A 19,099-nucleotide genomic window follows, 5' to 3' on the forward strand; every position below is an offset into this window, starting at 1 on the left:
CACCCCCCTTCCACGCACTGTCTGACTCATGATCCCCCGAGCATCCCGGATACGGCGGGCCCCTGTGACACCCGATCGGAGCACCGGTGAACCGGTGAAATTCGAGGTGTCACCGCCAGTCGTACGGGCCGTCCATGGCGGCAGGCTCCACCATCGAGTCAATCGGGAGGGACGGAGAACCGATGGCGCAGGACCTGCAGGAAGCCGAGCCGGTGGCCAACAGGCGCATCGATGCCGGTGTGAGACTCATGGGGTGGCTGACGACCACGGACCACAAGGTCATCGGCAATCTCTACATGGTCACCGCGTTCGGGTTCTTCCTGCTGGGCGGAGTATTGGCCATGCTCATGCGCGCGGAGCTGGCCCGGCCAGGACTTCAGATTGTCAGCGCGGAACAGTACAACCAGCTGTTCACCATCCACGGCACCGTCATGATGCTGCTGTTCGCCACACCGATGTTCGGCGGCTTCGCGAACGCCATCATGCCGCTGCAGATCGGCGCGCCCGACGTCGCCTTCCCTCGCCTGAACGCGCTCACCTACTGGCTCTTCCTCTTCGGCGGAATCATCGTGGTGTCCGGATTCGTGGTGCCCGGCGGCGCGGCACATTTCGGCTGGTTCGCCTACGCTCCGCTGAACAGTGCCGTCTTCTCGCCCGGCGCCGGCGGAGACCTCTGGACCATGGGCCTGGTGCTGTCGGGGATCAGTACGACCCTGGCATCGGTCAATTTCATCACGACGATCGTCTGTCTGCGCGCCCCCGGTATGACCATGTTCCGGATGCCGATCTTCACCTGGAACGTTCTGTTCACCTCGATCCTCGCGCTGCTCGCGTTTCCGGTGCTCGCTGCCACGCTGCTCGTCCTCGAAGCCGACCGGAAGTTCGGGGCGCATGTCTTCGACTCCGCCTACGGCGGGGCGCTGCTGTGGCAGCACCTGTTCTGGTTCTTCGGCCATCCCGAGGTCTACATTGTCGCGTTGCCCTTCTTCGGAGTGGTGAGCGAGATCATTCCCGCGTTCAGTCGGAAGCCGATGTTCGGGTATTTCGGAATGGTCATGGCCACGATCAGCATCACCATGCTCTCGGCGGTTGTCTGGGCCCATCACATGTTCGCTACGGGAGCCGTTCTCCTGCCGTTCTTCTCCGCCATGTCGTTCATCATCGCCGTGCCAACCGGTGTCAAGTTCTTCAACTGGATCGGCACCATGTGGCACGGCAGTATCACGTTCGAGACACCCATGCTCTGGGCGATCGGCTTCCTCGTGACATTTCTCCTCGGCGGCCTCAGCGGGGTGCTGATCGCCTCGCCCCCACTGGACTTCCACCTCACCGATTCGTACTTCATCGTCGCCCACCTCCATTACGTGCTCTTCGGCACAGTGGTCTTCGCGATGTTCGGCGGTTTCTACTTCTGGTGGCCCAAGTTGACCGGACGCATGCTGGATGAACGCATCGGACGTATCCATTTCTGGACCTTGTTCGTCGGCTTTCAGCTGACCTTCCTGGTCCAGCACTGGCTGGGGGAGGCCGGAATGCCCCGCCGTTACGCCGACTATCTCGCAGCGGACGGCTTCACCGTGCTCAATACGATCTCGTCCATCGGCTCCTTTGTGCTCGGCCTGTCGACCCTGCCGTTCCTGTACAACGTGTGGCACACCAGCCGTTACGCACCGAAGGTCGAAGTGGACGACCCGTGGGGGTTCGGCCGTTCCCTGGAGTGGGCGACCTCCTGTCCACCCCCGAGGCACAATTTCCGGGCTTTGCCCCGCGTACGTTCCGACTCGCCGGCCTTCGACCTGCACCACCCCCTGAAGGAGAAGCCGGGCCTCGGCCGAGGCGGGCCCCACGCCATTTCGGGCGCCGAGGAGGAGTCGGGCGAATGAAGACCGAGGCCATTCTCTTCGCCGGAGTCGCGGGGTTCTTTCTCGTGACCGATGTTCTCTACGCCGTGTGGTCCCGGGATCCGACAGGCTCGGCGGCGCTTACCATCTCGTTCCTCATGGCGCTGCTGGTCACGTTCTTCTTCGCCACCAACTACCGGAGGAAGGGGCAGCGTCCCGAGGACCGCGGGGACGGGCAGATCCATGAGCGGTCCGGTCCGGTGGGCTTCTTTTCTCCGCACAGCATCTGGCCGTCGCTGACAGCCGCGGGGGTGGCCCTGCTCGCTCTGGGTGTGGTGTTCGGTCTGTGGCTCTTCGTGATCGGGCTGGGCCTGGTCCTGGCGGGGGTGTTCGGAATGGTCTTCCAGTACGCGCGTGTGCAGGGCTGAGGGCGGCTCTCAGTCCTCGGGCTCGCGAACCGGTGCCGGTGGCGCCGTCCGCTCGGCGATCCGGGACTGTTGCTCGTCCGTGGCGGGCAGGTCCACGAGGTCCCTGTAGTACCAGCCGCTCAGTACGGTCCGAAGCCGTCGCCGACGCGAGATCGGGCCCTCCACGGGGAGCTCCAGGGGCGTCGGGACATCACGCATCAGGATGCGGTAGCGGGCTGTCGGGCTCAGGCCGCGGTGGCTCTCCGAGAGATCGCCGTTCATCGATTGGGTCACCTGGCCGGTTTCCTCACCCTCGGTCAGCCGGCGGCGGTCCCGCATCTGAAGCGCGAGGCAGAGGCGCTTGGTCAGCGCGAACGCCAGCAGCGGGGCTGCGACCAGCGCGATCCTGAGGATCCAGGTCATGACCTGGATCGAAACCCTGAACGAGAAGGCGACGACGTCGTTGCCGCCGGCGACCAGGAGAACGGCGTAGAAGACGATGGCCGCCACGCCGAGCCCGGTGCGGGTCGGCCGGTTGCGCGGCCGGTCGCACAGATGGTGTTCCCTGCGGTCGCCCGTCACCCACCTCTCGAAGAAGGGATAGAGGAACAGCACCGTGAAGACCACGCCCGGCAGCACGAGCGCCGGAATGAACACATTCCACATGATGGTGTGACCCGCGATGTTGGTCTCCCATGGCGGCATCAGCCGGAGCGCGCCCTCCAGGAACCCGACATACCAGTCCGGCTGTGCGTTACCGGAAACCTGGTCGGCACGGTAGGGGCCGTAGTTCCATACGGGGTTGATCTGGGCGAGCCCGCCCAGCAGGGCCAGTACGCCGAACACCATGAGGAAGAAACCTGTGGTCTTCGCAGTGAAGTGCGGGAACGCCGGTGAGCCGACGGCGTTCTTGTTGGTCTTCCCCTGCGCCGCCCAGTGGGTGTGCTTGAGGTAGACCACCAGCATGAGATGAGCGGTGATCAGCGCCACGATCAGGCCGGGCACGAGCAGGATGTGCACGGCGTACAGGCGAGGGATCACGTCATTGCCCGGGAACGGTCCTCCGAAGACGAACAGCTCCATGTACGTTCCGACGACAGGGATCGACCCCACAATGGTGGCCGCCGTTCTCAGGCCCGTACCGGACAGCAGATCGTCGGGCAGCGAGTAGCCCGCGAATCCTTCGAGGAGCGCGAGTACGAACAGGGTCATGCCCACGATCCAGTTGGCCTCCCGCGGCTTACGGAAGGCGCCGGTGAAGAAGATCCGCAGTAGATGGACGGCGATCGCGGCGACAAACACCAGCGCCGCCCAGTGATGGATCTGACGGATCAGCAGGCCACCGCGCACGTCGAAACTGATTCCGATGGTGCTGGTGTAGGCCTGCGTCATCCTCACACCCTGAAGGGGCGCATAGGAACCGGTGTAGACGCTCTCCATCATGCTCGGGTCGAAGAACAGGGTGAGGTAGACGCCGGTGAGGAGCAGGACCACGAACGAGTAGAGGGCGATCTCGCCGAGGAGAAACGACCAGTGGTCGGGAAAGGCCTTGCGCAGCAGCTGCCTGGCCAGCTCGCTGACGGGCAGGCGCGCATCCACCGCGCCGTATCCACTGACTGCCGCCTTCCCGGCCCGGGTCTTCAGCTGCGCCTTACGTCTCCGCAGGGGCATGCACCACTCTCCCGTCGGTCTCCCTTCCGTTATCCGTCCCTTATTGTTCCGGTTCGCCCTTTATGAGCAACGCATTACTCGAAGGGACTACGCAGAATCTCGGTATCGGCACCTGATCGGCGGACTTGGCCCCGACGTGCAGGGTGGGGTCGCACGCGTCGGACACCCCCACCACGGGAACTCTCAGAGGGCGGTTCGTGAGCTGTGAAGTTGGGACAGGGCTGCTGGTCGGCGGGCTTGGTCGACTACTGCTTCCCGGCGAAGCTGCCAGCCTCGACCTCGGCGAGGACGTCGAGCTTTTCGAGGCGTTTCAGCTTGGCGCGGGTGCCTTCGATGTTCTCCGGCAGCAGTTCGTGGTCGAGGGCTCCGCAGACGTCGCGGGCCCGGAGGGGGCCGGTGGCGATCAGAGCCCACTGCCCGTCCGAATCTCGGCACGTGCCGCCGATGTCGCCGACCCATCAGCCGCCTGGTCCTCCACTGCCAAAAGCCCCACCGTTTTCGTATTTGCGTGCGTCCCTTGGCGAAGAGGGCCGGTTGAGCTCATATGGGCTGAGACCTTCCCCGAAATCATCTGCATCCCTCACCTTTTCGCCGAGAAAAGGCCGCTGGCTTCGGGAGGAATACTCGGCCCGTGGTCCCTGCTGTCGTGCTCGAGACCGACGGCGCGTGTCCCACCAGACGAGGCCCAGCAGAACAGCGACTACGACCACTACTATGCCGAGGGGGAAAATCCAGCGCACAGCCGAAGCGGTCACTGTGATGTCGCTGATGGGCACCTGGCTCACATAGTGGCTCATCTGGCCCACGTCCTTCCTGAGGGATTCCACCGCTCACAAAGCGAGGCAGGGGCTTCCGCTCATTTGAGAAAGAGCCGGCGATGGCCGGAGCCGTGGGAACTCCAGTCCCGCCGCCTTGGCGGCATCAATCTCGCGGGGGCCCGCCTGAACTGGACGTCTGGCAAGGCTCAAGCTCCCTGGTAAGTCTACGTCCGGGCGGGCGGGGAGCCAGATACGACAGCCGGCCGGTTCCCGTAGGAAGAGCGACGGTGCGCGACCCGGCTGACGTGTGCGCCGGGGTACTGCATGCGGCTACTCGTCGCCCGGCTCGGACGAGGAGTTGTACCCCGCGTCCGAGCCGCCGGACGTGTCCCGGGCCGGCTCTGGGAGGCTGTACGTGCCCAGCGACGGGCTCTCCGGATCCGGGCGCACGGCGCCCAGCAGCGGATTCGACGCCAGCGGCGAGACCTTCACCTGCGACCCGGGCCGGGGCGCCTGCACCACCAGGCCGTTGCCGACGTACAGGGCCACGTGCGTGGCCTTGGGGAAGTAGATCACCAGGTCACCTGGGCGCAGCGCGTTCAGCGGTACCTTCCGCAGCTGCTTCCACTGCTCCTGCGAGGTCCGCGGAATCGTGTGCCCCGCGTTCGCCCAGGCCTGCGAGGTGAGCCCGGAGCAGTCGAACGACCCCGGACCCTCCGCGCCCCACACATACGGCTTGCCGAGCTGCCTGACCGCGTACTTCACCGCCTCGTCGCCCTGCTGGGACGGCGGCCGGGCCGAGGACAGGGCGCCCGAGGTGACCAGCGTGCCCTGGGCCTTGTCCGTGGCCTGCTGCTCCAGCTGGGACACCTGGGCGATCTGCTCGGCGGAGAGCTCGGCCAGCAGCGCCTCCACCTTCCTCAGCTGCGACTGCACGGTGTCGCGCTGCTTCTTCTGCCGCGCGGCCAGCACCCGCTGCTTCTCGAGCGCCTTGCGGGACGCGGAGGCCAGCCCGTCGGCGCGCTTCTCGGCACCGGTGAGCCGCTTCACGGTCGCGGCCCGGCCGGCCGCCACCCGCTGAATGACGTGTTCCTGGTCCAGGGCGTGCTCGGGGTCGCGGGACAGCATCAGCTGGACGTACGAGGAAAAGTCGGACTGCCCCTGGTACTGCTCCCGGGCCAGCCGCCCCGCGTCATCGCGGCTGCGGCCCTGCGCGGTCCGCGCCACGGCGAGAGCGGTGTCCAGCTTCTTCGCATCCGCCGCCCGCTTCTTCAGCTTCGCGGTGGTTCCGTTGTACGCCTCGCTGGCCTCCTCGGCCTGCTGGTACAGCTTCCTGAGCTCGGTCAGCAGCTCAGCGACGTTCTTCGTGGCGCGTGGCTCACGGGCGGGGCCGGAGGAGCCGGGGCTGCTCGGGTCCGCGGTGGCGGCGACGGCGGGTGAGGCCGCGACCACCGTGGCGAGTGCCGCCGCGCAGACGGTGCGCAGAACCCTGGACGACACGGAATCACCTCCGATGACGGGGCGATCGTGGGACCACCCCATGAGTGAGCGCAACGCGTCAATACGGTCACTGGGGGGCGGGTGATGCAAGAACAGTGCGGTGTGGCGGCGCCCGGATTCGCCCGGACGGCGGGACGACACTCAAGGGGCCTGGCGGATCACGGCCGGGGCCCTGATCCGCCGGACACCTCCGAGGTCACTTCACCGGGAACGCGTAGAACATCCGTTCCCGCTGGACGACGGCGGACTTCCCGAAGGCCAGCACCCGGTACGGGGCGGTGACCGTGGCGCCCTTCGGGTCCTGCACCCCGATGTCCTGGAACTTCCACAGCCGCCGGCCGTCCGCCGCGGCGAACGCGGTGACCTGCGCGGCCCCGGCCGCCAGCACGGTGCTGCCGCTGGAACTCACGGTGACGACCGGCGCCCATCCGCCGGGCACCGCCTCGGTGGACCGCCGCCAGCGCAGCTTTCCGGACTCCCGCTCGACCGCGCCCACCTCCTGGTTGCGGCTGGTGGTGTGCAGCAGGTTCCCGGCCGGGACCGGTGTTCCGAATACGGACCCGGGCGTGCCGTTCAGCGTCCACTTCGGCTTGCCCGCGGGCATCTCGAACGACTGGAGGGCGTCGCCCGCCGCCGCGTACAGCAGTCCTTGGTCATCCCCGACGGCTGCCCCGTCCGGACCGACCGTGCCGAACGACTTGGTCCACAGCAGCTTCCCGCTCCTGCGGTCGAACCCACGGAAGACGGCCTTGCCCTTGGCGGCCTTGACGTCGCCGGGGGTGAGCGTCGCGCTCTTCTGACGTACGACGATGTCGTCGGGGCGAACGGCGATCAGCTGGTAGGCGGGGGTCGTCGATTCCCGGCCGGTGGGTACGGGGGCCCGCCACAGCTCCTCGCGCCGCACGATGTCGTACGCGAACAGGAACGACGTGACGACCTGCGTGTCCTTCCCGGGCTTCTTGCCCTTCTTCGGCTTCTTGGCCTTCACGGTGACCTTGTGCGAGCCGGTGAACCAGATCGCCGGACCGGACTGGCCGATGACGTCGGACACCGTCAGGAACGGTGCACCCTCGAACTGGTTCTCGTACGCCACCCGGTGCGCGACCGTTCCGTCCTTCGGCGACAGCCAGAGGAACTCGGACGGCCCGGCGACGAAGCAGAACGCGTCACCGGCAGCCAGGACCGCCTGCCCCTTCGCCGCGTCCGGGCACTCCCAGAGGCGGTGGCCGGTCCGCAGATCGACGGCGGAGGCCTGTGTCTCGTCGGTCAGCACGAGCAGCCGGTCGCGCCAGAGCGCGGCGGTGAGCGGCGCGGGTTCGGCCTCGGGGTGTCTGTACACCCAACGCGGCTGCGGCGGCAGCCCGGCCACGGTGGGGCCGCTGGGGGACGGGGCGGGCTTACCGTCGTCCGAGGCGTCGGAGGCGTCGCTCCCGAGGGCGAACACACCTCCACCGCCGACGATCAGCCCGGCTGCGCCGGCGGCCGCACCGAAGAGCAGGGTGCGGCGGTCGAGGGTGGCGGAGGGGGAGGAGGGGGCGGGTGCGGGTGGGGGCGTGGGAGTCACGGGCGAGGCGGGAACCGCCACTGCCGGGGCCGGGAGGGGGCGTGGCACGAGCGGCGCGACGGGCGGCAGGACGGCGGGCAGCCGGTCCGGGGGACCGGTCCGCTCACGCGGGATGGACAACTGGGTGGTCGGCCGGTCGGGCTCCGGGGCGCGGGGGCTGCCGACGCTCCCGATCCGGGTGGTCCGGGTGTCTTCTCCGCGGCCGCCGTCGCCGGGCGCGCCGGTGGCGGGGCTGTCAGGTGGGGCGTCGGCAGGTTCGGTGAGAGACCCGTGCGGGGCTGTGCCGACGGGGCTGTCCGCCGGCTCGCCGGCCGCGCCTCGGGACACCAGCTCCCTGACGCGGGACTCCTGTTCCGCAAGCGTCTTCGACACCTGCGGCGGCAGCCAGCCGCCCCTGGCGAGGCCCGCCGCCCCTTCCAGCGCCAGTTCCGCCGCCACCGTCCCGGAGCTCGGCCGCTCGGCCGGGTCCTTGGCCAGGCAGCGCGCGATCAGTCCGCGCAAGTCCTCCGGGACCGCGCCCAGTTCCGGCTCCGCATGCGCGATCCGCTCGGCTGCCTCCTTCGCCGGGCCGTCCGCGAGCGGGGTCGTGCCGGTCGCCGCGTACGCCAGCAGCAGGCCGAGCACGAAGAGGTCGGAGGCCGGTCCCGCCGTCTCGCCCTCGACCTGCTCCGGGGTGAGATACCCGAGCCGTACGGAGAGCTGCCCGCCCGATCTGGCCTCGGCATCGGCTGCCGCGCCCAGCGGGCCGAAGGCGGTGAGCCGCGGTCCGTCCCCGGCCAGCAGCACGGTCCTCGGGGCGAGCCCCTCCAGTACGGCCCCGGTGGCGTGTACCCGGGAGAGCGTCTCGGTGATGCCGGCGCCCAGTATCCGCACGGCACGCTCGGGGAGGGGACCCGCTGCGTCGATCGCCTCGGCGAGCGTCAGCGCCGGTACGTACGCCACGGCCGTCCACAGCTCCGCGTCGTCCGTACGGGTGGCGAGCTGCGGCTGGACCCAGCCACCCGCCAGCCGGTCCGCGGTGCGCGCCTCCGCCTCGAAGCGGCGGCGGAAGGCGGGCAGTGCGGCAAGCTCGGGCCGGGCCGCGGTGATCACGACGGTCCGGTCCGCGGTGCCGTCCGGGGTGTCGGCAGCGCTCGCGTCGTGCGCGAGGTACTGGACAGCGCTCGCCGTCTCGCGGAACCGCGCCAGCACGGTGTACGGACCGAGGCGGCGTGGATCGTCCTGACGCAGCGCCTCCATGGCGCACCCCCTTGTGACCGTTCTCGTGACCATGGATCCGCCGATCCTAGAGGGTCCGGCAATCAAGAGGCGGCCGACGCACCCCGGCCGGACCAGCGGGTCAGCTCGGTTTCGACCAGGGCCACTTGAGAGTGTGGCGCTCGCGGCCCTCGGGGGCGTACTCGTACACCCAGCCGCGCTGCACACCCAGCCGCTTGGAGTATCCGGCCGGGACCCGTCGGTACGCGTACACGGTGGCCGGTCCGCCGTCGGCGTCCGGCACCGGGACCTCGTACCACTTGGGCGGGTGGCCGGTCGAGCCGACGAGGACGGGGAGGACCCGCCCGTCCAGCGGGCCGCCCCTGAAGGTGGTGTTCTCGCTTCTCACGCCCCCAGTCTGACCCAGGGCGTGTTCCGGGGAGGCCTTCGGTCCGGCGACAGCGGGTGGGCCGCCCCGCCGACCACGGGGACCAGCCGGGCCGCCGGCTTCCCGGCCGGACCGGAGGCGGTCCCCAGCGGCAGCAGTGCCGCCATCACGGATGCCGTCTCCTCGTTCGTTGCCGCGGTGGCCGCGAGCAGGGCGATCAACTGTGCCCGGCCGATCAGGGGCGGACAGGTCGCGGCTCACGGTCGTGATCCGCCGGGCACTTCCTGCGGCGCCCCTCCGCCGGGGTCGCCGGCTCAGGCCAGCAGACCCGAGCTCTTCCACAGCCTGCGCCCCACCCCGTTCAACACACCGATGTCGTCGAGGAAGTCCGTCAGCCGCTTGGCACCCGACTGCATGACCTCCGCCCGGTGGCCGCTCGCCTTCACCTGGGCGACGGCCTCGCGGCGGTCCAGGCCGACGTTCTCGTACACCTGCGGGTTGATGAAGCAGACGGAGAAGACGCGCGCCGCCTCCCCGCAGCTCAGCCGGGTGAGCTCGCGCTCCCAGCGAGGTGCCGTGACCATCTGGCGGCGCAGCTCCTCGCGGGCGTAGCGCACGTGCCGTGCCTCCTCGACCACATGGATCCGGGTCACGCCGCGCACCAGCGTCTGGACACGCTCGTCCGGGAACGTCAGACGCTGCATCCAGTCGAGGATCTCCTCACCGAGCAGGGTCGCGGCGAACGAACCGGGCGTCGTGGACACGGTCTTCAGCACCCGCGCCAGGTTGTGATAGACGCGCGGTACGGGATAGCTGGGCGCCCGCCCCCACTGGATCATGCGGCCGAACATCATCGAGTGCCGGCACTCGTCGGCTATCTCGGTCAGCGCGTAACGGACATGATTGCTGGTCACCGGCTTGTCGTAGATGTGCCGGACCAGCAGCTGCATCAAGATGATCTCGAACCAGATGCCGAGCGAGGCCAGCGACGCCGCCTCGTGCCGGGCCAGGTCCATCCGCTGCTCCTCCGGCATCCTCCGCCACAGCGGGGTGTCGTAGAGGGAGACGAGCTCGGGCGGCCAGAACCACTTGCCGTCCTCGACCGCCGTATCCCAGTCGAGCTCGGTGTCCGGATCGAAGGAGTGCTTGGCCGAGGACTCCAGGAGGCGCTCGGCGATCTGCTCGCGGTCCCGTAGCGGGCCCAGTGCGTCGCGGAGCACCTGCACGTCGCGTTCGGTCACTGTCGTCATGGCTGAGGGCACCTCACCTATGGGTTACCGGGGGTCACTTCTTATGAGACTGCTTGTCAGTAAGGCGGTCAATCCCTCGCGCGCGACTTGTTGACCCGGCGTACAGCAACGTGTGAACCTGCCAACTGACGCAACCGCAGCGGAATGTGGCCGAGCATGCGAGGCGAAGGAGCCGTCCGTGTCGACACACGACCTCTACACCACCGCCCCCGACACGCCGCTGTGGCAGGTGCCCGCCTCCGGCGCCGCCCGGTTCAACTGGGACTACGACGACGGCCGTGAACGCCTTCTCGCCCTCTACCAGAAGGGCAAGGACAAGCAGTGGGACGGCAACAAGCGCATCGACTGGTCCCTGGAGGTCGACCCCGCCGACCCGCTGGGCACCCCCGACGAGGCCCTCACGCTGTACGGCACCCCGCACTGGGCCAAGATGACCGAGAGGGACCGGGGTGAGCTGCGCAAGCACTACACCTCGTGGCAGTTCAGCCAGTTCCTCCACGGTGAACAAGGCGCGATGGTCTGTGCCGCCCGGATCGTGGAATCCGTCCCCGACCTGGACGCGAAGTTCTACTCCGCGACCCAGGCCATGGACGAGGCCCGGCACGCGGAGATATACGGCCGGTTCCTGCACGAGAAGGTGCAGATGCTCTACCCGATCAACGACAGCCTCCAGGGCCTGCTCGGCGACACCCTGCGCGACTCCCGCTGGGACATGCCCTACCTGGGCATGCAGGTCCTGATCGAGGGCCTGGCGCTGGCTGCGTTCGGCATGATCCGCGACACCACGAACAAGCCGCTGCCCAAGCAGATCCTCGCCTACGTCATGCAGGACGAGGCCCGGCACGTCGCCTTCGGCCGGATGGCGCTGCGCGACTACTACAAGCAGCTGAGCGACGCCGAACTGCGCGAGCGCGAGGAGTTCGTCATCGAGGGCTGTTACCTGATGCGCGACCGCCTCAGCGGCGTCGAGGTGCTGGAGAACTTCGGCATAGGCAAGCAGGAGGCCAAGGAACTCTCCGAGCACTCGGAGTTCCTGCAGCTCTTCCGCAAGCTGCTGTTCAGCCGGATCGTCCCGTGCGTCAAGGACATCGGTCTGTGGGGCGAGCGGCTGCAGAAGGCGTACGTCGACATGGGCGTCTTCGAACTCGGCGACTCCAACCTCGACCTGCTCATGGCCCAGGACGAGGAGATAGCCGAGCAGCTGGACCGGGACCGGTTCGCGACGGAGGAGCGGGCGCGGGTCGCGGAGGTCGAGGAGGCGATAGCGGAGGGCGCTGCCTAGAAGATGCCGGACGGTCCGGTGCGAGGGTCTTCGACGACCGGCGATCAGAGGCCGGCCGTGAAGCCGCGCACCGGCTCCGCCATCCGCACCGGAGGTGTCATCAGCGTGTGCCGCGCCGCACGTGTCGTTCCGAGCCGCGAGACGCCCCGGACGGGGGTGCGCCCCCCGTGCCGACAGCTTGCAGCGCCGCCTCCATGACGGCCCGGGCGATCGGCGCCGCGCTGCCGCCCCCGCTGATGTCCGCCCGCTTCGCGGCGGCGTCCTCGACGACCACCGCGACCGCGACCGCCGGCCGGTTCGAGTTCGGCGCCTGTGCCCAGGAGATGAACCAGGCGTACGGGGTACCGGAGTTGTCGATGCCGTGCTGAGCGGTGCCGGTCTTGCCGCCGACCGTCGCCCCGTAGATCGCGGCATTGGATCCGGTGCCCTGCTCCACGACGTCGATCATCATCTGCCGTAGCTGCGTCGCGGTCCGCGGGCTCATCGCCTGGTGGTAGGAGCGCGGGCGGTTCTGATGGACGGTGGTGCCGGTGCTGGTCGTCGTGCGGTCCACCAGATACGGGTACTTGAGGTCGCCGCCGTTCGCGACGGCCGACGCCACCATGGCCATCTGCAGCGGTGTCGCCGTCGTGTTGAACTGTCCGATCGACGACAGGGCCAGCTGGTCGTCGCTCATGTCGGTGTCGAAGTTGCTCTTGGCCACGCCGGACGGGATCTTCAGTCCGGTGTCGTTGAAGCCGAACTTCCGCGCCGCCTTCACCATCCCGTCCAGCCCGACCTCCACCCCCAGATGGGCCATCACGGTGTTGCACGACACCCGGATCGCCTCGGCGAGCGACGCGTACTCGCAGCCGCCGGCCTCATTGGGGAGCGTGGTGCTGGTCCCCGGCAGGACGTACGGGGACGGGGTGTCGGTCCCCGCGTAGGGGTCCTCGACCACACCCGCGTCGAGCGCCGCGGCCGCCGTCACGATCTTGAAGGTGGAGCCGGGGGGATAGGTCTGCCGGATCGCCCGGTTGAGCATCGGCTGGCTCCTCGCCCTGTTGAACTGCCGCCAGGCGTCGGTGACCGACGATCCGGTGCCGGAGAGCCGCTCGGGGTCGTACGAAGGGGTCGAGACCAGCGCCAGGATCTTGCCGGTCGACGGTTCGAGGGCGGCGACCGCACCCCGCCGCCCGCCCAGCCCGGCGTACGCGGCGCGCTGCATGGAGTCCTTGACGGTCGTTGCGACATTGCCGCCGGGCTGCCTGCTGCGGGTGATCTCGTCCCACAGCGGCAGCGGGGCGAGCAGCGGATCGGTGCCGGAGAGGATGTCGTCCTCGGCGTTCTCAATGAGCGTCGTGCCGTACGTCTGCGAGGCGTACCCGGTCACCGGCGCGTACAGCGGCCCGTCGGTGTAGGTGCGCTCGTAGGCGAGCTGCTCGTCCGTGTTCTTGGAGCCGGCGACCGACGTGCTGCCGACCAGGATGTTGCCCCGCGGCTGGCCGTAGCGGGCGATCGTGCCGCGGCGGTTGGCGGGGTTGTCGTCCAGCTCGTCCGCCTGGAAGACCTGGACGCGGGCGGCGTTCAGCAGCAGCGCCATGAGCAGCAGCAGGCAGAACGCGGCGGCCCGCCGGATGTAGCGGATCACGACGGGTCCTCCACGATCGGTGCGATGACCCCGTTCTCCACCTGGTCGGGGTGGGGGGTGCGGGCGAGGTCGCTGATCCGGATGAGCAGCGCCACGATGATCCAGTTGGTCACGACGGACGAACCGCCCTGGGCGAGGAACGGCATCGCCATGCCCGTCAGCGGGATCAGCCCCATCACGCCGCCCGCGATCACGAAGACCTGGAGGGCCAGGATCGATGCGAGCCCGATCGACAGCAGCCGCCCGAAGGTGTCGCGCAGGGCGAGCCCGGCCCGGTAGCCGCGGGCGACCAGCAGCGCGTACAGCAGGAAGATCGCGGTCAGACCGGACAGCCCGAGCTCCTCGCCCGCCGTGGCCAGGATGAAGTCGGACTTGGCGGCGAAACCGATGAGGATGGAGTGGCCGAGACCGAGCCCGGTGCCGAGCATCCCGCCCGCGGCGAACGCGAACAGCGACTGGGCGAGCTGGCTCGGTCCCTGGCCCGCGGCGATGGAGGCGAACGGATCGAGCCAGTCCTGCACCCGGCTGTGCACATGCGGCTCGAAGGAGCCGACGGCGAACGCGCCGACGGCGGCGAGCAGCAGCCCAACCGCGATCCACCCGGTCCGGCCGGTCGCCACGTACAGCATGATCACGAAGAGGCCGAAGAAGAGCAGCGAGGTACCCAGATCCCGCTCGAGGACCAGCACCCCGACACTGAGCAGCCAGATCGCCACGATCGGGCCGAGCACCCGGCCGGTGGGCAGTTGGAGTTTCCAGATCATGCGGCCCGTGTAGGCGAGCGCGTGGCGGTTCGCCGAGAGGTACGCGGCGAAGAAGACGGCGAGCAGGATCTTGGCGAACTCGCCCGGCTGGAAAGAGAATCCGCCGATCCGGATCCAGATCTTGGCACCGTTCACCGCGGGGAAGAAGATCGGCACGATCATCAGGACGAGCGATGCGGCGACCGACAGGTAGGCGTACCGCTGGAGCACCCGGTGGTCGCGGAGGAAGACGACGACCACGATGAAGAGCGCGACCCCGAGCGTCGACCAGACCAGCTGGGTGGGCGCCGCCTGGTCCTTCGGGGTCTCCAGGTCGAGCCGGTAGATCAGCACCAGTCCGAGACCGTTGAGCAGGACGGCGATGGGGAGCAGCAGCGGATCGGCGTGCGGGGCACGGAAGCGGACGGCGAGATGCGCGAGGAGTGCGAGCAGCCCGAGACCGGCACCGTAACCGGCGACATCGGGCGGGATCGCGCGGTCGTGCGCGAGGCCGACGGCGGCGTAGCCGTAGACGGAGATGAGGACGGCTCCGATGAGGAGTGCGAGCTCGACCCCGCGCCGCTTGGGCAGGCGTAGCTGCGGCGGGGGCGCGTCCGTCCTCGTGGCGGTCATGCCACGCAACGTAGCAAGAGGTGCACCATATTCCCCTTATGTCACTTCATTTCCCTTACGTCGCCTCTGTCTGGTCGCCATGGCCGGGCGGTTCGCCGTCGGGTCGTACGTATTCCGGGAGCGTCAGCCGCGCCACCGCCCCGCCGTCCTCCGCGTTGGCGAAGACGAGCTCGGCGCCGATGACCGCCGACTGCCCGACGGCGATGGTCAGTCCGAGCCCGTGGCCCTTGCCGCCTTCCTCGGTACGGAACCGCTGCGGACCACCGGCCAGCAGATAGTCCGGGAACCCCGGACCGTGATCGCGTACGGTCACCACCGGCCCGTCGACCGTCACGACCACCGGGGGCCGGCCGTGCTGGTGCGCATTGGCGATCAGATTGCCGAGGACCCGTTCCAGCCGCCGCTTGTCGGTCTCGACCCGCACGGGCCTCGCCCCGGTTCCGGCTTCCGCCCCCACGACGCGGACCTCCGTCTCCGTTCCCGAGGCGCTCGCCACCCGCACGGCGAGCGGAGCCAGTTCGTGAACCGCGAGATCGACCTCTTCCGTGCGGGCGTCGAGCCGGGAGATCTCCAGCAGATCCTCCGTCAGCGTCCGCATCGTCCGCACCCGGTCCCGCACCAGCTCGGCCGGGCGGCCCGCCGGCAACAGCTCGGCCGCGGCCGAGAGACCGGTCAGCGGGGTGCGCAGCTCGTGCGCCACGTCGGCGGTGAAGCGCTGCTCGGCCAGCAGTTTGCGCTGGAGCGTGGACGCCATCGTGTCCAGCGCACCGGCGACGATCGCCACCTCGTCCTGCGGGCGCGACGGGTCCGAGGTGCGGGGGTCGTCGACGCGGGCATCGAGATCGCCCGCACCGATCCGGCGGGCCACCTGGGCGGTCTGGTGCAGCCGACGGGTGACCCGGGTGACGGCGAACGCGCCGACCAGCAGCGTGACACCGATCGCCAGCAGCGAGGAGCCGACGATCGCGCGGTCGAGGCTGTTGATCACGTGGGCGCTGCGGCTGTAGTCGATCGCGGTGGCGAGCGCGCGGCCGTCGGCCGGGCCTGCCGCCCACATCGTCGGACGCCCGTGGAGGTCGGCGACGAGCGTGCCCTGATGCCCGCTCACGGCGAGGGCGCGCAGGGACGCGGGCAGCCCGGGCGGATCAATGCCGGAACCCGGCGGGAGCGCCTCGCCCGCCTTGTACGCCGCGGTGACATCGCTCAGCCGGGAGAGCGCGTCGGCGCGGGCCTCGTCGACGGCATCCCGGGTCACCGCGGTGTGCACCAGTACGCCCAGCAGCGCGGCGAATGCGCAGGACATCACGGTGATGAACACCGCCGACTTCCAGGCGAGCGTCGCGGTCCACGCGGGCGCGCGCATTCTCCGTCGCCTCATCGCCGCACCGCGGAGTAGTCGTACGGGGCGGCGGAGGCGGGCGGCAGCTGCGGCCAGAGCCGGTCGGGCCCGATGGCGGCCGGGGCCCGTCCGGCACTCCTCAGCTTGCCGCCGGTGTCACAGCCGGCCAGCAGCGCGGCGCCGACGCCGGCCACGAGGGCCGCCTTCGCACGGCACGTCACACGGAGATGCGGGCGCATGACTCCCTCCCTTCCCGGACGTCCGGTCATGGGTCCGCCGACCCATGACCCGTCGACCTTATGCGGAAGGAAGTCCCTTATGCTCTTTTCTATCGGTGCAGCCGCGGTTGTGTCAGTGCTGGTAGGGGTTCTGTCCGTCCTGGGCATACCCCGGCTGCTGCTGGGCCTGTCCGAACGGGTTGCCGTCCTGCGATGCCACGTGCTGCGCCAGCAGTTGGTCGGCCTGCTCCTTCGGGATCTTCTGCTCCCCGCCGCAGAACGTGCACTGCGTCGCGTACTTCGTCGAGAACGGGAACAGCGGCACGAAGAACAGCGTGAACTTCGTGACCCGCTTCCGCAGTGTGTGCGCGGCCGGATTGCCGCACCAGCCGCAGACCATCGTCAGAACGGCCAGTTGGTACAGATAGCCTCGCGTACCAAAAATGATCACGTCGTGGGCCCCTTCCCCGTTACTTCGTGAAGCGCTCGCCGGCAGAGCACCAGCAGCTTTTCGTCCTCGTATGTGTCGTGGCTGCCGTACCCGCCGTCCATGGCGTTGTGACGTCTTACGGAGGCGAGTTCGGCGCGCAGCGCATGTGCCGCATCCGACCCTGCACCAGCAACACCCATCAGCGCCAGGCATTCGGCCACCCGGACCCTGACATGACGGTTCATCTCCCAGGCGGCCAGCATGACCGGTACGGACTCCTCGGTCCGCCCCGTCACCTCCCACAGTGCGATCGCCGCGTCCACCCGCAGCCACAGCTCGTCATGGACCAGCAGCGCCCGCAGCCGGGGTGCCGCCACGGCCGCGCGCGCACCCAGCCCGCCCAGCGCGCTCACCGCCGCGCGCCGCTCGTGCGCGTGCTCCGCCCCCAGGCCCTCGATCAGAACCGGCAGCACGGCCTCCGCGTCCCCCTCGACCGCCCACAGTGCCTGAGCCGCTTCCGTCGCCGCCGGGGTCCCCGGGCGGCGGATCAGCGCCCGCAACTCCGGGACGGCGCACCGGGCGGCCGGGCCGAACGAGCCGAGCGCCCGCAGTGCCGAGGTCCGCAGCCACTCCCCGCGGTACTCCGGCGCCCCGCGGAGCACCCGCAGCACCTCCGGCGCCGCCTCGCCCGCCCGCAGCGCGGTCAGCCCGCCGAGCAGCGGGCTCGCCCGGTCGTACACCCCCTCGTCGAGATCGAGCCCGCCCAGCCTGCGCCGCAGCACTCCGGCGAGCGGGGCCGCGGCCGCGCCCAGATACCCGATGGCGAATCCCACGTCGTGCGGCACCTCGGGCCGCTCCAGCGCGGCGGCCAGCGCGGGCACCGCCCGGGCGTCACCCAGCCGGGCCAGCGCCTTCACCGCGCTGCCGAGCCCCGGCTGCTCGCTCGCCCACTCCTTCACCCAGGACCCGGGATCCGCCGCCACCCGCGCCGCCAGCGCGTCCGCGGCGGGCGCGGCCAGCCCGAACAGCTCCTCCAGCATGTGCGAGGCGGCCTCGGCCAGCCGCGGCTCGGGGTCCGCGAGCTGGGCACCCACGAGGCGGACCAGCTCCTCGTACGAGCCCCGCCAGGCCCGTATCAGCCCGCTGCTCATCCGTACCGCGTCGATGCGCTGCCAGCGGTCGGGGCTGCGCAGCTGGTCGATCAGCAGCGCGCTCCGGTCGGCGACCCGGTCATCGAGCCCGACATGCAGCGTCCGCAGCAGATCTGCCGTCCAGGGGGCGCTGCGCCCGGCGGATTCCGCCGCGGACAGTGCCCGCAGCTGCCCCACCAGGGTCACCGGGGCACCCCGCTCCTCGGCGGGTTCGTCCGGCCCCGACTCGTCGACCTGTGCGGCGGCGCCCACCGGGTCCGGCGCCCCGGATGCCGTGCCGGGCGTCGAGCGCAGCTCCGTCAGCAACCCCGCCACCATCCGTACGACATCGCCCGGAAGCATGTCCGGCGCGCAGCGGGCCAGCTGGGCAAGGGCAGCCAGCCGCAGCGCCGGGGTGTACGCCTCCGCGGCGAGCCGGCTCAGCCAGTCCGCCGCCTGCCCGGCCAGCGGGCGGTTCCGCAGCGCGACCCGGCCCGCCGCCTCCACGAGCGCGAGCCGCACCTCCTCGTCCGGCTCCACCGGCAGCCGCTCCCGCAGCAGCGCGAGGACCCGCGCCGGGTGGCTGTGCAGCGTGGCGAGCGCCAGCGGTGCGGCCTGCCGTACCCCCGGGTCCTCGTCGGCGATGAGCTCGAAGAACGCCCCGGCGCCCGCGGTGACGGCCGAGGCCGCCATCGCGTAGTTCGCCGCGTCCTCGATCTCCTCCTCGTCGAAGTCCTCCTCGTCGAAGTCCTCGTCGTCCTCGTCCAGATCGATGCCGCCGATGCTGGTGAGCAGCTCGACGATGCTGCCCCGGTCGTGGATCCCCGGGTCCACGACCAGCTCGAAGAGGAAGGGAATGCAGGCGAGTGTGCAGTCGTACACATCCCCCTGGTGGTGAACGGCCCCGTACATACTGTCCAGCGCCTGTTCGCGCTCCGCCGGATCGGCGGACGCGAGCCCCCGCAGCAGGCCCGGCACGTCGTCGGCAGGCCCGTAAGCATGCTCCATCGAGGCCCAGTCGACCTCGTCGATCCCCGCGAACATGCCGTCGCCTCCCCGCGCATTCACGTATTGCAGTGTCTGCGCAGAGTGTGCACCACGGCCCGGACAATCCACCC

15 protein-coding genes and 1 pseudogene are annotated in these 19,099 nt (G+C 69.7%); 3 read left to right on the top strand and 13 right to left on the bottom strand.

What is annotated here, in order from left to right; all coding sequences use genetic code 11:
* Positions 1 to 248: 248 nt before the first annotated feature.
* Positions 249 to 1,883, top strand: a complete 1,635-nt coding sequence (gene ctaD, locus AB0915_RS03315) for a cytochrome c oxidase subunit I (protein ID WP_366689549.1) — start codon at positions 249 to 251, stop codon at positions 1,881 to 1,883.
* Positions 1,880 to 2,269: a cytochrome c oxidase subunit 4 gene (locus AB0915_RS03320; protein ID WP_366689464.1), complete on the top strand. Its 390-nt coding sequence runs from the start codon at positions 1,880 to 1,882 to the stop codon at positions 2,267 to 2,269. The genes ctaD and AB0915_RS03320 overlap by 4 nt, the downstream gene beginning before the upstream one ends.
* 9 nt (positions 2,270 to 2,278) lie before the next feature.
* Here the strand turns inward: AB0915_RS03320 and AB0915_RS03325 are convergent, their stop codons facing one another.
* From AB0915_RS03325 to AB0915_RS03355, 7 genes are all read right to left on the bottom strand, one after another.
* Positions 2,279 to 3,919 (bottom strand): ubiquinol-cytochrome c reductase cytochrome b subunit, encoded by a 1,641-nt coding sequence (locus tag AB0915_RS03325; RefSeq protein WP_366689465.1) that lies wholly within the window; start codon positions 3,917 to 3,919, stop codon positions 2,279 to 2,281.
* A gap of 458 nt (positions 3,920 to 4,377) precedes the next feature.
* On the bottom strand, positions 4,378 to 4,716 hold the full coding sequence (locus tag AB0915_RS03330) for a DUF6479 family protein (protein WP_366689466.1): 339 nt from the start codon (positions 4,714 to 4,716) through the stop codon (positions 4,378 to 4,380).
* A 291-nt stretch (positions 4,717 to 5,007) separates the two neighbouring features.
* Positions 5,008 to 6,177, bottom strand: coding sequence for a C40 family peptidase (locus tag AB0915_RS03335; protein WP_366689467.1), 1,170 nt, complete (start codon positions 6,175 to 6,177; stop codon positions 5,008 to 5,010).
* A 196-nt stretch (positions 6,178 to 6,373) separates the two neighbouring features.
* On the bottom strand, positions 6,374 to 8,980 hold the full coding sequence (locus tag AB0915_RS03340; RefSeq protein ID WP_366689468.1) for a PQQ-binding-like beta-propeller repeat protein: 2,607 nt from the start codon (positions 8,978 to 8,980) through the stop codon (positions 6,374 to 6,376).
* Positions 8,981 to 9,080: 100 nt separating this feature from the next.
* On the bottom strand, positions 9,081 to 9,347 hold the full coding sequence (locus AB0915_RS03345) for a hypothetical protein (RefSeq protein WP_327244355.1): 267 nt from the start codon (positions 9,345 to 9,347) through the stop codon (positions 9,081 to 9,083).
* Positions 9,344 to 9,547: a hypothetical protein gene (locus AB0915_RS03350; RefSeq protein WP_366689469.1), complete on the bottom strand. Its 204-nt coding sequence runs from the start codon at positions 9,545 to 9,547 to the stop codon at positions 9,344 to 9,346. Before AB0915_RS03350 ends, AB0915_RS03345 begins: the two co-directional genes overlap by 4 nt.
* A 93-nt stretch (positions 9,548 to 9,640) precedes the next feature.
* Positions 9,641 to 10,576 carry a diiron oxygenase gene (locus AB0915_RS03355; protein ID WP_366689470.1) on the bottom strand — a complete coding sequence of 312 codons (936 nt, stop codon included), beginning with the start codon at positions 10,574 to 10,576 and terminating at the stop codon, positions 9,641 to 9,643.
* 178 nt (positions 10,577 to 10,754) lie between these two features.
* Here AB0915_RS03355 and AB0915_RS03360 point away from each other — a divergent pair, with 178 nt between their 5' ends.
* A complete protein-coding gene (locus tag AB0915_RS03360) occupies positions 10,755 to 11,858 on the top strand; it encodes a ferritin-like domain-containing protein (protein WP_366689471.1) in 1,104 nt (367 codons plus the stop codon).
* Between the two features lie 100 nt (positions 11,859 to 11,958).
* Here the strand turns inward: AB0915_RS03360 and AB0915_RS03365 are convergent, their stop codons facing one another.
* From AB0915_RS03365 to AB0915_RS03390, 6 genes and pseudogenes are all read right to left on the bottom strand, one after another.
* The gene (locus tag AB0915_RS03365; protein WP_366689472.1) at positions 11,959 to 13,488 is read right to left on the bottom strand and encodes a penicillin-binding transpeptidase domain-containing protein; all 1,530 of its coding nucleotides are present in this window, start codon (positions 13,486 to 13,488) and stop codon (positions 11,959 to 11,961) included.
* Positions 13,485 to 14,864, bottom strand: a complete 1,380-nt coding sequence (locus AB0915_RS03370) for an FtsW/RodA/SpoVE family cell cycle protein (protein WP_366689473.1) — start codon at positions 14,862 to 14,864, stop codon at positions 13,485 to 13,487. Before AB0915_RS03370 ends, AB0915_RS03365 begins: the two co-directional genes overlap by 4 nt.
* A gap of 55 nt (positions 14,865 to 14,919) precedes the next feature.
* The gene (locus AB0915_RS03375; protein WP_366689474.1) at positions 14,920 to 16,242 is read right to left on the bottom strand and encodes a HAMP domain-containing sensor histidine kinase; all 1,323 of its coding nucleotides are present in this window, start codon (positions 16,240 to 16,242) and stop codon (positions 14,920 to 14,922) included.
* Positions 16,243 to 16,256: 14 nt separating this feature from the next.
* Positions 16,257 to 16,442 (bottom strand): annotated as a pseudogene (locus tag AB0915_RS03380) (hypothetical protein); the annotation flags it as partial.
* Positions 16,443 to 16,554: 112 nt separating this feature from the next.
* Positions 16,555 to 16,872, bottom strand: coding sequence for a zinc-ribbon domain-containing protein (locus tag AB0915_RS03385; protein ID WP_366689475.1), 318 nt, complete (start codon positions 16,870 to 16,872; stop codon positions 16,555 to 16,557).
* The gene (locus AB0915_RS03390) at positions 16,869 to 19,025 is read right to left on the bottom strand and encodes a HEAT repeat domain-containing protein (RefSeq protein WP_366689550.1); all 2,157 of its coding nucleotides are present in this window, start codon (positions 19,023 to 19,025) and stop codon (positions 16,869 to 16,871) included. The genes AB0915_RS03385 and AB0915_RS03390 overlap by 4 nt, the downstream gene beginning before the upstream one ends.
* Positions 19,026 to 19,099: the final 74 nt, after the last annotated feature.

The organism is Streptomyces sp. NPDC048411, assembly GCF_040704695.1.
Lineage (GTDB): Bacteria > Actinomycetota > Actinomycetes > Streptomycetales > Streptomycetaceae > Streptomyces.